Below are 12,138 nucleotides of genomic sequence, written 5' to 3'. Positions count from 1 at the left end.
TCCGGGCAGCGATTTAAATATAATTCAGGTTATTTTCTCTGTTTTTACTGGTGCGTTACGCTTTCCTGATAAGTGTAAAACGCCGGGCTGTTAAAACTTAACTCAAATTTATGTTTTGGCCGCAGGCGTGTACTTCCGCCCGGCCATCTCGCCGGGGCACCGTATGCGGAGCGTTTATATGGGAAATCAGATTTTACAGCGGCCTGTCGCCGTCCAGCACAACGTGCGTGAGCTGCGCCTTGCGGCCGGTCTCTCTCAGGAGATTGCAGCCGAGCGTTTCGATCTTAGCCAGCGTGTCTGGCAGACGAAAGAAGCATCGAAAAATCCTGCGCTGCTCAGTCAGGGAGAGTATGAACTGCTGATGCTGCTCGCCGGAGAGCATCCGCACTATCAACTGGTACCAAAGCTGAAAAAGTAAGGCGTTCATCCTCTGTTTTCTCTTAAGTAAAGTCATGTCGGGCCGATATACAGAGCTAAGCGAGGCGCATTACCGCCTGTCTGATATGCTCTGGCCAGATAATACTGGGCGGTCCGCCGCACCCTCTCTGGCAGGGATAACGTGTTAACTGATGCCTCGCTGTCTGCGGTGTCATCTTTATCGGGCTCAGCGCAGCAACCTGTTGCTGCCGGGTTTACTGACGGGCCTTTCTTCCGGCAACGGATCGGCAGCGAACTCTGCGCGTTCTGTCTGATTGAACGTGTCCTCTTTATACTGTGTCAGGCCAGCCACAGCAGATAACATCAGAGGAGAGTTACGCTGAAACGTCCAGTTTATCATGATGCCGAGGCGGCTCGCCTCGACGCACTTAAGCAGTATCATCTGATGGATTCACCGCCGACCGATGCGCTGGATCGCCTCACTACGCTTGCCGCGCGGCTGTTTCGGGTGCCGGTCGCTTTTGTCTCGCTTATCGACGAAAAGCGGCAGTTCTTCGCCTCCCGGTACGGTTTAAATATTTCAGGTACGGCACGCAACGTCGCCTTCTGCCACCATACGCTGGCGCAGGGCGATATCCTCTGCGTGCCCGATACGCTGAAAGATCCGCGCTTCCGCGACAGTCCGCTGGTTCACGGCTACCCCTTTATCCGCTTTTACGCGGGAATCCCGCTCTCGACCCCTGATGGGCATCATATTGGCACGGTCTGCCTGACCGACAGCCATCCTCGTGAGCCGTTAACTGCAGAGGATCGAAAGCATCTGAACGATATTGCTGCACTGGTGATGGATCGCATGGAGATGCATCGTCTGGAGTTATTGCGCTACACCAGCCAGCAGCGACTCGAGGCGATCTCATCCACTTCGCCTGACGCCATTGTCTGCACCGACCTTCGGCGTGGCATAACCTTCTGGAACCCGGCCGCCACCGCGCTGTTCGGCTACAGCGCAGAGGAGATGCGCGGCCAGTATATCAGTGAGCTGATCCCTGCTCGCTGTCAGACTGACTACCGTAATGAACTGGTCCGGATTACCTCTGACGAAGCAGCTATCTCGCACCCACGCTCTTTGCAGATATGGGGTGTCACGCGTGAAGGTCGTGAATTTCCGGCAGAGGTCTCTTTTTCGGGCTGGCGTGAAGAGGGCGAACGGCTGGTGGGCATGATCATCCGCGATGTCACGGCCCGCTATGAGAGTGAGGCGCGGCTCTGTGAGCTGGCCTCACTGGATATGCTGACACGTCTCGCCAGCCGCAGCGCGTTTATGGATCAGGTCGGCCAGCTGACCAGGGCGGGCGTCCCCTATACGTTACTGATGACCGATCTCGATGGTTTTAAAGAGGTTAACGATACGCTGGGGCATGCTGCAGGCGATGCGTTATTGTGCCACGTTGCCGAACAGATTCGTGCGGTGTGCGCCAGTGCCGTGACGGCTGCGCGCCTGGGCGGTGATGAATTTGTGATCCTGTTAGCGGGCGGCAGCGCAGAGGCGGCGATCACGGCGGAGAAACTGATTGCGGCCGTTCAGACGCCGTTCCGCTATCACGACTCACCGGTGGTGGTCGGTGCCAGCACCGGCATCGCCTCCTATCCGGAGCACGGCAGGGATCCCTCTTCGGTGATGTCCGCCGCTGATCTGGCGCTCTATCGCGCCAAAGCGTCGGGTAAAGGCTGCAGCATGCTGTTTATGCCCGCGTTTCGTGAAGCGGAGCAGCAGCGGCGCCGTTTTGAGCGCGAACTGGAAACGGCGGTGCGGCAGCAGCAGTTCACTCTTTACTATCAGCCCCGCTACGACGTTGAAAGCGGAAAGCTTATTGGCTGCGAGACACTGGTGCGCTGGCAGCATCCGACGCGCGGGCTGCTGTTGCCGGCTGAATTTATCGGCATGCTGGTTAAAAGTCCGCTTTCAGTCACGCTGGGTGAATGGATCATCCGCAGTGCTCTGGCACAGGTCCGGCAGTGGCAGGTTCGCTCTCCTCAGCTTCGCGTCAGCATTAACCTGTTTCCGCGCCAGCTGGCAGGGAACAGCCTGGAGACGGTAATACGTGAGAGTGCCGGAGGCGATGCCGGTTTTGTTGAGCTGGAAGTGGATGAGCCACTGCTGGCCGTGCTGATGCAGGATATGCCGGTTCAGGTTGACGCCGTACGCCGAACGGGAGCCTCGTTCGTTATCGATCATTACGGGCGTACGCTGGGGGCGATTAACCTGCTGCGCTATAGCGTTGTGACGGGTTTTAAAATCGATAAGTCGATGACGCACGAGCTGGGTTCCAGCATGCGGGTGCGTATGATGTTCCGGGCCATTACCGCGCTCGGCAAAAGCCTGGGAATCCGGGTGGCCGCCGAAGGGGTGGAAGACAAAGAGCAGATCGCTTTTGTTACGGCCGCCGGATGCGACATTATGCAGGGCAATGGCCTGTGCCAGCCACTGACGCCGGCGGACTTTGAGGCGATGCTGTGCGGAGAGGAGCACAGTGCGCCCGCTATCGCTATCGCCAGCGGTTATGACGTTACGCCACGCTAATCGGTCTGATTGTGGCGAGCGTAGCGGAGGATGCCCGACGCTGATGGTCTGCGCCTCAGGGTGAGTGTGCGGGCTGGTATTCCTGTTTCAGCAAGCCGAAGATCCAGTCATCCTGCCACTGGCCGTTGAGGAAGAAGTTCTGCCGCAACGTCCCCTCCTGCACAAAGCCCGCTGAAATCAGGGTCCGGCGTGAGGCCGCATTGCCTGCTGTCACCGTCGCGATCAGTTTGCGGTATTCCTGTTGCTCAAAGCAGAACGTGATAATGGCATGCAGAGACTCGCTGCCGTAGCCTTTGCCCTGCGCATCTGCGGCCAGAATAAAGCCAAACTCCGCAATACCCTCTCCACGATCGATAAACCCGCAAAAGCCAGCCGGAGCACCGGATGTTTTTTCTCCGATAACCAGACAGAGCCAGTGCCTGCAGCCCTTGTACCAGGCGGGCAGGCGGACATCAAATGAGTGGGTTCTGATCTCTTCAGCGCTGCGCGGATCGCTGATGTACTGCATCACCGATCTATCCTGACTGACTGCCAGATAGAAGGGCCAGTCTTCCTGCCGAAGTGGCCGATAAGTCAGGCGCGGCGAGGTGACTTTCAGCGGTATTTCAGCCGGTACTTTAGCAGACTCTTCAGTTGTCATCGTGCAACTCCCTGCGGATCGGATCTCTGTGGCGATGGCGCAAAAATAACACAGAGTGGCTGACTGGCGGGACGCGCTTTTGCCGCTCTGCGAGGTATCCCGCAATCCCGACGCTATTTCACCAGCTCCTGGTCTCGTGCATTGTCCAGCTCCCGCTGCCACATTTGCTCTTATCGCTGCGCTGTCAGGCCTTCTGCCCACTTCATTGCTACGCTTTTAGCCAGATGGCTGAAAATTGATCCTGATGAGAGTAATCCCCATGGAATTGAAAACGTTTGAAGCAGCAGCCTGGGCTGGGCTGCAGGAATCTGCGACCGATCCGCAGGCCGGATTTCGTTATCTGATGCTCTGTACGGTCGATGCTCTGTTGCAACCTCAGGCGCGCACCGTGGTTCTGCGCCAGTGTGCCGACGACCGCCGGATGTTGACATTTCATACGGATGTTCGCAGCCCGAAGTGGCAGGAGATGGCGGCGAATCCGCAGGTCACCGTGGTGGGATATTGCCATCAGCGTCGCCTGCAGTTGCGGCTGGCAGGGCGGGTTGCGTGTTATGCGGCGGGAAGTGATGTTGCCCGGGCAGCCTGGCGTGCGTTACCGCAGCACACGCGGCAGACTTACACCGGCGGACCTCCTGGGGAAGCGCGGACAACGGCTAACGAGACGTCTGATGCGACGGCAGCGGAAACCGGGGAATCCCGTTTTGGCGTGGTGATTTTGCAGGCCAGTGTGCTGGACGCCTATCAGCTTCATCGAAACGAAAATCAGCGCGCCCTGTTTCGCTATTCGGCTAACGGCGAGTTGCAGGAAAGCGAATGGCTCAACCCCTGACCCGATATGCCTGATTCACTTCGGGTCGGGTTAACACCTGATTGATCCTCTTTTTGCGTATGCGATAAAAGAGATTTCACTGTCTGCCGCTTCGTTATCTGATTTTTATCTGCCGCACCGCTTAATCGATTTTAGCACCACGTTATCTTCTTATAATGGCTTTTTTCTGCTTTTTCCTGTCTTTTGGCATTGTTTGTGCCAGGCTTTAACTAACCGAAAAGCAGTGACTTATGCTCAAGGTAAAGAAAAGTACAAATGATCGCTCTGTATCACAGGCAGGTTAAACATGAACAATCAACCTCCTGAAAAACCAGGGTCAGAGGGTAGCGACCAGGTGCTAAGCCTGGCGGAGGAAACCGTTGAGGTCTCAAAACAGCGGGTCATCGACGGTCATGTCAGGGTTACCCGACAGGTCACTGAGCATCAGCAGAAGATTGCGCTGATGCTCCGGCACCAGACGGCGGAAATAGAACGCATTCCTAAATCGGAACGGCTGGCTGAGATGCCGGAGATCCGTGAAGAAAATGGCGTTCTGATCATTCCTGTCGTTGAAGAGGAAATCGAGATCGTTCGTCATCTGGTGCTGAAAGAGGAGTGGCATATCCGCAAAGTTGTCAGTGAGGAAGCGACAGAACAGGTCGTCTCCCTGCGCAAACAGCACGCTCACCTGACCCGAACACCCTATTCAGAGCCGTCCGAATCCATCACCGAGGAACACAACATGGCGCGTGAAACAATCGTAACAATGTTCAGCAATATCTCACTGGCAGAGGGTGCAAAGCGTAACCTGATCAAGGCCGGGTTCCTGGATGATGACATTGATATCATCTCCGGTGATCGTTTGCGTACCGAAGGTCAGGAGGCCCGTCACCCTGGCTTCTGGCAACGCCTGTTCGGCAATACGCTGGAGGAGGATCAGGCCGAAGTGTATGAAGACGCGATGCGAACCGGCGGAGTAGTGCTGTCGCTGCGGGCCGATGAAGATGAGTTACCTCGCGCCCTGGGCATCCTTGATGCACATGAAGAACTTACCGAGCGCAGTGCGGCGCTGCCCGATGATTACGCGCCCGGTTACGCGACCAGTGATGGTCTGACTGCACCTGCCAGTGGAACGCTTCAGGATAATGCCGCCGTCGATCCGCTCTCTAACGATCCTGCCCATCGTGGCGCTGCCCGTACCGCCCTGACCGGTGACGAAAGTGACGAGGATGTACTGCGTCTGGCCGAGGAGCGACTGGAAGTGGGTAAACGTCTGGTAAGTGAAGGTTCAACCCGCGTTCGTCGCTACACTGTCACCGATCAGGTCTCAGAAAATGTCTCGCTGCATGAGCAGCACGCCGCAATCTTCCGTCGTCCGGTGAATGAATCAGGTTCACCCACTCATGTTGACTGGTCTGAAAAAACTGTCGAAGTGGAAGAGACGCATGAGCAGCCCGTAATTAATAAGACCGCGGAGATCATTGAAGAGGTGGTGTTACGCAAAGAGACAAGCGATCGGGTTGAAACTATCAACGATTCGGTACGCCGTCAGGAAGTGGATATTGACCATGCCAGTACAGATCCTCTCGGTGCAGACCGGCTGACCGGGAATCGTACTGTGGCCGATCCGTTGCTTGAAAGCACACGTCAGGCCCGCGCTGACCACGACACTCGTCCGGTAACGCCAGGCAGCGAGCCAGCGCATAAAGAGGGTTTTGCTGAGAAAGCTGGTGATAAAATCGCAGAAGCGAAAGAGAAAGTCGAAGACAAGTTTAAAAAGCCGTAATGCCGGAGCGGTTATTGTCGCCTTCTATGCCTGAAAACCCGTCGCAGACGGGTTTTTTTCATAAATCACACTGAAATTCTGTAGGCAATTTAATGGCATCACTTAGACCTGACACCCGTTGACGGAGAATGGCCACATTGAAAGTTGTATAGAGCTCTCGTCTTAAGTGTGTGTACGTTATTCGTGACCTGCCCCTAGTATTAGATACAACGATCAGTTAGTAATGTCGGTTTGTTCACCTTCTGATTTTCCATTTCTCCAGCCTGCTGCAAATTCAGACGGCGTCTGATAATTCAGCGATGAATGAGGTCTGGACTCGTTATAGTCCTGCCGCCAGTCATTAATGATTTTCCGGGCATGAACAATATCGCTGAACCAGTGTTCATTCAGGCATTCATCGCGAAAGCGTCCGTTAAAACTCTCAATAAATCCGTTCTGCATTCGCTTACCCGGCTTGATAAGTCGCAGCTCTACGCCATGCTCAAAAGCCCATTGATCGAGTGCGCGGCAGGTAAATTCCGGGCCCTGATCGGTTCTTATCATTGCCGGGTAGCCATGAAAAAGCGCGATGCTGTCCAGAATACGAGCGACCTGAACGCCTGAAATACCGAAAGCGGCGGTGATCGTCAGACACTCCTTCGTGAAATCATCCACGCAGGTCAGGCACTTAATCCGGCGGCCGCTGGCAAGTGCATCCATGACAAAATCTATCGACCATGTCAGATTGGGCACATCCGGATGAAGCAGCGGAAGTCGTTCATTCGCCAGACCCTTACGGCATCGTCTGCGCTTCACACTCAGGCCGTTGAGGTGATAAATGCGGTATACCCGCTTGTGGTTGACGTGAAGGCCCTCACGACGCAATAACTGCCAGATCCGCCGGTAACCAAAGCGACGGCGTTCAGGTGCCAGCTCTGTGATGCGTAGAGATAGCTGCGCGTCAGCAGCCGGACGCTGAGCTGAATAACGGCAGGTTGAAAGAGACAGACCTGCCAGCCTGCAGGCACGACGTTGCGACAGACCCGTTGCATCACATATGACTTCCACGGCTTCCCGCTTCTGGTCTGTCGTCAGAACTTTCGACCCAAAGCCACCTGAAGCGCCTCCTTATCCAGCATGGCTTCGGCGAGCAGCTTCTTAAGGCGGACGTTCTCCTCTTCAAGTAACTTAAGCCGCTTTACCTCAGGGACTTCCATGCCGCCAAACTTCTTGCGCCAGGTGTAGAAAGTAGCGTCTGAAATAGCATGCTTGCGGCAGAGTTCCCGAGCCGAAACCCCGGCTTCGGCCTCGCGGAGAATACTGATGAGCTGTTCGTCGGAGAAACGCTTCTTCATGGGGATGGCTTCATGTGGCTTATGAAGACATTACTAACATCGGGGTGTACTAATCAACGGGGAGCAGGTCATATCAGTCATAGCACCATCGCCTGGCACGGGCTGACTCGATTACCATCCCGATAGTAAGAGGGATGGCCTCGCGCGGGTTTTTTGGATAGTAGAGGCTGAAAGTCACCTGATCAGAATCTATTCCAAACGCATCGAAGACGTTCTGAAGGCATTCCGCAGCGTCCTCCGGGTCAAGCTTCATGTCCTGATTAAGCGACATCTCAGGCGTGAGTGTTTTTTTTCGGAATGTCATCAGAGATCGGCCGTTCCATGGCTCAATGAGTGCCATTACGCGTGCCTGGGTGTCATCTACCATAACTTATCCTTCCTGCGAGCGATGGCATTGTACAGTCTGACTGAATTGAAACTGATATCGGCAACGTCTCTGGCCAGAATCACCCAGCCCACGACGGGTATCGCCCGACCGACAAAGGTGCTGAGCTTATGCGTAAAAAGTATACGCGCGGTCCGGGGCGGGTATCCCCCTACGATGGTGGGGAGCTGTATGCCGAAAGGAAACTTGGCGTTAGGGAATACTCTGCGTGCTGCCCGTGAGGCATAGGAGGTACCCTTGAGAGCATCGCGCGGTTTGGTGCGGGTAGTCAGGACATTACGTCCAGACAGGATGGCCACGATCGCTCCGAAGTCATCAATGTCCAGCTGTTCAGCGACTTCTTCACAGAAAATCATGAAAAAGAGCTCACCAGCGGTGAGGTTCGGTCTGCCTGCGTAGAAATAGGTGTTATTGAGTTCTTCAGTCGTATCCACTGCCAGCTCCCACAAGTTCACTTCATTCATCATCCTGATGCTTTTTAAACAATACCTCGCGCGTTCATGCTTGACAACCTGACGGTCTGGGACAGGATAATAAAAAACGGTAATTTCACCTCATCTCCCTGCAGGCACTCGCGGCATCATTTCAGAAATGGGCATGGTTTCGCTATCCTTATGTCTTAAATGATTTTTTATGCCGTCAGCGCGCTGAATAACGGGAGCGGGGCATCATCAGGCACTCTGGGGCGCATACCTGGCCATAGAGAGATAAAGGTTATAGAAAGGTTCCTGGGGTATTAAACATTTCCCATTGTCTATATCCATACCTTACATAGACCTGCATTTATCGATACCACAGGAATCTACATTAGAGTCACATAAGCGATTTGCTAGTGACGGCTTTGCCTTATTTAAGTTTGCTCCAGGGTTTTCTTAAGAGATAAGAAGGCTTCCTGTACACGCTGGTTACCAGTCTGTGCTGCCACGAAGCGATGAACCCCCCTCGCGTTGTGCAGACCGCGATCCCTGACTACCCTTGCTGTTGTTTCTATTCCCAAAGCGGGCCGGATAGCCTGAACGCCGGATTAGCATCTGCAATTTTTAGTCATTAACGGCAGGCGATCGTGAATCTGCCGTGCATTATCAATCAGGGAAATCATGACAGAACAACGCAACGCCGATCATTACCGTGCTGATGAGCACATTGATCCTTATATCTCGGTACAGGGTGCAAGAACACATAATCTCAAAGATGTTTCGCTGCGATTTCCCCGTAACGCCATGGTGGTGTTCACCGGGGTTTCAGGCTCCGGTAAATCGTCCCTCGCCTTTGATACCCTCTATGCGGAAGCCCAGCGCCGGTTTATCGAATCGGTGTCGCCACATGCCCGTCGTCTGATCGATCAGGCTGCTGCACCGGATGTGGATAATATTGACGGACTTCCACCCGCGGTGGCGCTTCAGCAGAGCCGGGCTGGCGCGCAGGAGCGTTCAACGGTGGGCAGCCTCACCCGAATTTCTGTCACGCTGCGTCTGCTGTTTTCCCGTGCGGGCGTAAGGCCTGAAGGCGTTCCCTTTATGACCGCCGATTTTTTCTCGCCTAACAATCCTGAAGGTGCCTGTCCGCATTGCCAGGGACTGGGAAGAGTGCACACCGTTAAAACCGAGTCGATGGTGCCGGATGGCTCACTGAGCATCCGCCAGGGAGCTATCGCTTCCTGGCCCAGAGGCTGGCATAACAAAAATCTGCGCAGCATCCTTGAAACGCTCGGCTACGATGTCGATGCGCCCTGGAATACGCTTTCAGCCCGTGATCAGCAGTGGATACTGCTGACTGACGAACAGCCATCGGTGCCGATTTTTGTCGGTCTGAATGCTGAGCAGCGTGAAAAAGCGCTGGCGACAGGCGAAGAGCCGGCTTATACCGGCACGTACACCAGTGCAGCAAAAATCGTGCTGCAGAGTTATTCGGGTGGCAGCGAGACGACGAAGAAACGGCTGGCGCGCTTTGTGACGGTCACTCCCTGTTCTGAATGCCACGGTAAAAGGCTAAACCGGGATGCGCTATCCGTGACCTTTGCCGGTCATGACATTGCCAGCCTGAGTGAGCTGTCGGTCTCAGAGCTTGCTGAACTGCTGAAGCCTTATGCACGTGGCGCATCGCCGGACCTGCCGGCAGAGGCGGCACTGCGTGAGGCGGTCATCCGGATGGCGTCGGATATCTGTATGCGGCTTGAGCAGCTGGAAACGCTGGGTCTGGGTCATCTGGCGCCGGGACGCCGTACCACCGTACTCTCATCCGGCGAGCTGCAGCGCGTGCGTCTGGCCACTCAGCTGATATCGCGGCTGTTTGGCGTGCTTTATGTGCTGGATGAGCCGTCAGCCGGGCTGCATCCCGATGATGTCAAATCGCTGCTCGCATCCCTGAAGAACCTGGTGCGTGCCGGTAATTCGCTGGTGGTCGTCGAACATAATATTGACCTCATCGCCGAGGCAGACTGGCTTATCGAGGTCGGCCCCGGTCCGGGAACGCATGGCGGCGAGATCGTCTATAACGGCGAACCAGCAGGACTTGAAGAAGTCAGTGCGTCACCCACCTCGGCCTATCTTTTCTCACGAAACTATACCGGGCTGCGCCAGCGCCGGCCCGCAGAGAGCTGGCTCTGCTTTGAACAGGTCTATTGCAACAATATTGCCGGAGTGGATATCGCCATCCCACTGGGGAGAATGACGGCCATCACCGGCGTGTCCGGCTCCGGAAAATCGACGCTGCTGAATCGCGTGCTTCCGGAAATGCTCGGACGTTTTGACAAAACGCCTGACATCGAGGAGGGCGAGGAAGAGGATCTGGTGCCGGACGTTAAGGGTCAGGTTGTCAGCGGAAGTGACGCCATCGGCCGATTGGTCAGAATCGATCAGCGTCCTATTGGCCGGACGCCACGCTCAAATCTGGCCACTTACACCGGATTTTTCGATATCGTCCGCAGGCTGTTTGCAGACACCGACGCGGCGAAAGCCAAAGGCTTCAGCGCTAGCCGGTTTTCCTTCAATCTGCCAGCCGGACGCTGTCCTGCGTGTGAAGGGCAGGGACAGATTTCGATTGAGCTGCTCTTCATGCCGAGCGCTACCGCAACCTGTTCCGTCTGCGCGGGAAGCCGTTATAACCCCGAAACGCTGGAGGTGAAATGGAACAACCTGACGATAGCGGATGTGCTTGATCTGACCGTGGACGACGCCACTGAGGTGTTTCATGGGCATGACGGGATCCAGCGTTCGCTTAAGGCACTGACGTCGCTGGGGCTGGGATATCTGACCCTGGGTCAGCCCGCCACTGAACTCTCTGGCGGCGAGTGCCAGCGTATCAAGCTTGCCTGGGAGCTGCAGCGGGTCCAGCGTACGCCCACGCTTTATCTGCTTGATGAACCTTCGACAGGATTGCACCCGTCTGACATGGATAAGCTGCTGGTAGTGCTGGATGAACTGGTGAAGCGTGGTCACACCGTGATCATGGCGGAACACAACATGCGCATAGTGGCAGAGGCGGACTGGGTGATTGATCTGGGTCCCGGCTCGGGTCTTAAAGGAGGAAGGATTGTCTCCTCCGGCTCACCGGAAGAGGTCAGCGCATCTGCAGAGAGTCTGACTGCACCCTGGCTTTCCGCACAGCTGAAAAAGAGGGCGGGCGATCCGGATTGCGGTGGATGATTACGCCGCTGAAACTGGTGCATTGTAAGGGCTCAGGCGCAAGCTCCTGAGCCCGTCAGTAATGATAACGGCATGAGGCAATCAATAGAGCATCCCCGCTGACAGCGTACACCAGCCGATGTTCTGCCGTGATTCTGCGTGACCAGAAACCTGCAAGATTATGCTTTAACGGCTCGGGTTTTCCTTTGCCTTCAAAAGGCGTCCTGCTGGCATCTTTGAGCAGCTCGTTTATCTTTTTAACGGTTTTTTTATCGGCATCCTGCCAGTAGAGATAATCTTCCCAGGCTTCTGCGGACCAGGTTAGTTTCACTCAATAATATCCCTGTCAGTCCCGTTACCGCTTTGCAGGCTTTCGATAGAATCCATCAACCTGCGCGCATTTTTAGGTGACCGCAGCAGGTATGCCGTCTCTTCCAGTGAGTTATATTCCTCAAGCGACATCAGCACGCAGGATTCACCGTTCTGGCGAGTGATCAATACCGGCGCTTTATCTTCAACTGTCTGAACCATAGTGGCAGACAGATTCTGTCGGGCTTCGCTGTAACTGATTGCTCTCATAGTACCTCCGTAGTAAGTAATACA

The 12,138-nt window shown here is 55.1% G+C and carries 11 protein-coding genes; 5 read left to right on the top strand and 6 right to left on the bottom strand.

The annotated features are described in order from the left end of the window. The first annotated feature begins 178 nt into the window (after positions 1-178). Positions 179-418, top strand: a complete 240-nt coding sequence (locus tag ACXKZD_RS19785; RefSeq protein WP_010256895.1) for a hypothetical protein — start codon at positions 179-181, stop codon at positions 416-418. A 405-nt stretch (positions 419-823) separates the two neighbouring features. After that, positions 824-2,959, top strand: coding sequence for a putative bifunctional diguanylate cyclase/phosphodiesterase (locus ACXKZD_RS19780; protein ID WP_263054610.1), 2,136 nt, complete (start codon positions 824-826; stop codon positions 2,957-2,959). Positions 2,960-3,014: 55 nt separating this feature from the next. Here ACXKZD_RS19780 and ACXKZD_RS19775 read toward each other — a convergent pair whose 3' ends face one another. Beyond that, positions 3,015-3,599, bottom strand: a complete 585-nt coding sequence (locus tag ACXKZD_RS19775) for a GNAT family N-acetyltransferase (protein WP_010671972.1) — start codon at positions 3,597-3,599, stop codon at positions 3,015-3,017. Positions 3,600-3,858: 259 nt separating this feature from the next. Between ACXKZD_RS19775 and ACXKZD_RS19770 the strand changes: the two genes are divergently transcribed. Together ACXKZD_RS19770 and ACXKZD_RS19765 are read left to right on the top strand one after the other, a co-directional pair. Next, positions 3,859-4,428: a pyridoxamine 5'-phosphate oxidase family protein gene (locus tag ACXKZD_RS19770; protein ID WP_129063459.1), complete on the top strand. Its 570-nt coding sequence runs from the start codon at positions 3,859-3,861 to the stop codon at positions 4,426-4,428. A gap of 286 nt (positions 4,429-4,714) precedes the next feature. Continuing rightward, positions 4,715-6,193, top strand: a complete 1,479-nt coding sequence (locus ACXKZD_RS19765; RefSeq protein ID WP_061902429.1) for a YsnF/AvaK domain-containing protein — start codon at positions 4,715-4,717, stop codon at positions 6,191-6,193. 213 nt (positions 6,194-6,406) lie between these two features. Here the strand turns inward: ACXKZD_RS19765 and ACXKZD_RS19760 are convergent. From ACXKZD_RS19760 to ACXKZD_RS19750, 3 genes are all read right to left on the bottom strand, one after another. Then, positions 6,407-7,527 (bottom strand): IS3 family transposase gene (locus ACXKZD_RS19760; protein WP_488982103.1). Its coding sequence is split into 2 segments (ribosomal slippage): positions 6,407-7,269 and positions 7,269-7,527, totalling 1,122 coding nucleotides; the frame shifts between segments, so codons are not numbered across the junction. A gap of 73 nt (positions 7,528-7,600) precedes the next feature. Then, a complete protein-coding gene (locus tag ACXKZD_RS19755) occupies positions 7,601-7,894 on the bottom strand; it encodes a DUF1493 family protein (protein WP_050680272.1) in 294 nt (97 codons plus the stop codon). Next, positions 7,888-8,346 carry an STM2901 family protein gene (locus ACXKZD_RS19750; protein WP_050680293.1) on the bottom strand — a complete coding sequence of 153 codons (459 nt, stop codon included), beginning with the start codon at positions 8,344-8,346 and terminating at the stop codon, positions 7,888-7,890. Before ACXKZD_RS19750 ends, ACXKZD_RS19755 begins: the two co-directional genes overlap by 7 nt. Before the next feature lie 663 nt (positions 8,347-9,009). On the opposite strand from ACXKZD_RS19750, the gene ACXKZD_RS19745 reads away from it, so the two are divergent. Continuing rightward, positions 9,010-11,556, top strand: coding sequence for an excinuclease ABC subunit UvrA (locus ACXKZD_RS19745; protein ID WP_307618621.1), 2,547 nt, complete (start codon positions 9,010-9,012; stop codon positions 11,554-11,556). Positions 11,557-11,611: 55 nt separating this feature from the next. Here the strand turns inward: ACXKZD_RS19745 and ACXKZD_RS19740 are convergent, their stop codons facing one another. Beyond that, the gene (locus ACXKZD_RS19740) at positions 11,612-11,866 is read right to left on the bottom strand and encodes a Txe/YoeB family addiction module toxin (RefSeq protein ID WP_010256862.1); all 255 of its coding nucleotides are present in this window, start codon (positions 11,864-11,866) and stop codon (positions 11,612-11,614) included. Next, the gene (yefM, locus tag ACXKZD_RS19735) at positions 11,863-12,114 is read right to left on the bottom strand and encodes a YoeB-YefM toxin-antitoxin system antitoxin YefM (RefSeq protein ID WP_010256861.1); all 252 of its coding nucleotides are present in this window, start codon (positions 12,112-12,114) and stop codon (positions 11,863-11,865) included. The genes ACXKZD_RS19740 and yefM overlap by 4 nt, the downstream gene beginning before the upstream one ends. Positions 12,115-12,138: the final 24 nt, after the last annotated feature.

The sequence above is a fragment of the Pantoea sp. ABR1s genome (assembly GCF_057812235.1).
The sequence above is the reverse complement of the archived record's forward strand: the minus strand, read 5'-3'. Positions and strand labels throughout refer to the sequence as shown.

What these genes read in the sequence shown, in the direction of transcription:
- ACXKZD_RS19780 (WP_263054610.1), top strand. Translation starts at nt 824, where the DNA reads ATGGATTCACCGCCGACCGATGCGCTGGATCGCCTCACTACGCTTGCC.
- ACXKZD_RS19765 (WP_061902429.1), top strand. Translation starts at nt 4,715, where the DNA reads ATGAACAATCAACCTCCTGAAAAACCAGGGTCAGAGGGTAGCGACCAG.
- ACXKZD_RS19775 (WP_010671972.1), bottom strand. Translation starts at nt 3,599, where the DNA reads ATGACAACTGAAGAGTCTGCTAAAGTACCGGCTGAAATACCGCTGAAA.
- yefM (WP_010256861.1), bottom strand. Translation starts at nt 12,114, where the DNA reads ATGAGAGCAATCAGTTACAGCGAAGCCCGACAGAATCTGTCTGCCACT.
- ACXKZD_RS19755 (WP_050680272.1), bottom strand. Translation starts at nt 7,894, where the DNA reads ATGGTAGATGACACCCAGGCACGCGTAATGGCACTCATTGAGCCATGG.
- ACXKZD_RS19785 (WP_010256895.1), top strand. Translation starts at nt 179, where the DNA reads ATGGGAAATCAGATTTTACAGCGGCCTGTCGCCGTCCAGCACAACGTG.
- ACXKZD_RS19770 (WP_129063459.1), top strand. Translation starts at nt 3,859, where the DNA reads ATGGAATTGAAAACGTTTGAAGCAGCAGCCTGGGCTGGGCTGCAGGAA.
- ACXKZD_RS19745 (WP_307618621.1), top strand. Translation starts at nt 9,010, where the DNA reads ATGACAGAACAACGCAACGCCGATCATTACCGTGCTGATGAGCACATT.